Genomic DNA, 619 nt, shown 5'->3' on the forward strand with positions numbered 1-619 from the left:
GAGCGCGACCCGCTCTTCGGGATCGACGCCACGCGCGACCAGCTGCCGGGCGATCGCACCCGCCCACGCGTCGACCTGACGGTAGGTCCAGGTGCGACCGTCGAATTCGAGGGCCGGCGCGTCCGGGGTCGCGGCGGCCTGCGCCTCGAACAGCGACACCAACGTCGCCGACGCATCCACCTCGTGCGCAGTGTCGTTGAACGACTCCAGGATCCGAGACCGCTCCCCCGCACCGAGGATCTCCAGATCCCCGACCGGACGCGACGGATCCGCCACGATCTCCTCGAGCACCCGCACGAACCGCTCGACGAACGAGACGACCGTCGACTCGTCGAACAACGCCGTCGCATAGGTCACGAAACCGCCGATCCCCGTGGGAGCCCCGGCCTCGTCGTAGGTGTCCTGCACGATCCAGTGCAGATCGAACTGCGAGGTGTCGCCGGCGAGGTCGATGCCCTCGACGCTGACCGACGGCAGTTCGAGCGAGGTCCGGGCGAGATTCTGGAAGGACAGGCCGACCTGGAACAGCGGATGCCGCGCCGTCGACCGCGCCGGATTGAGCACCTCCACCAGCCGCTCGAACGGCACATCCGCATGCGCGAACGCCTGCAGATCCGAC

General features: G+C 68.8%; 1 protein-coding gene. It reads right to left on the reverse strand.

The genetic code is table 11. The features are described 5' to 3' along the window. Positions 1–619, reverse strand: a 619-nt coding sequence (locus ACN675_RS29210; RefSeq protein ID WP_420754124.1) for a condensation domain-containing protein, incomplete at both ends; no start/stop codon positions are given.

Origin of the sequence: Rhodococcus sp. O3, from assembly GCF_048897285.1 — a bacterium.
Classification (GTDB): Bacteria; Actinomycetota; Actinomycetes; order Mycobacteriales; family Mycobacteriaceae; genus Rhodococcus.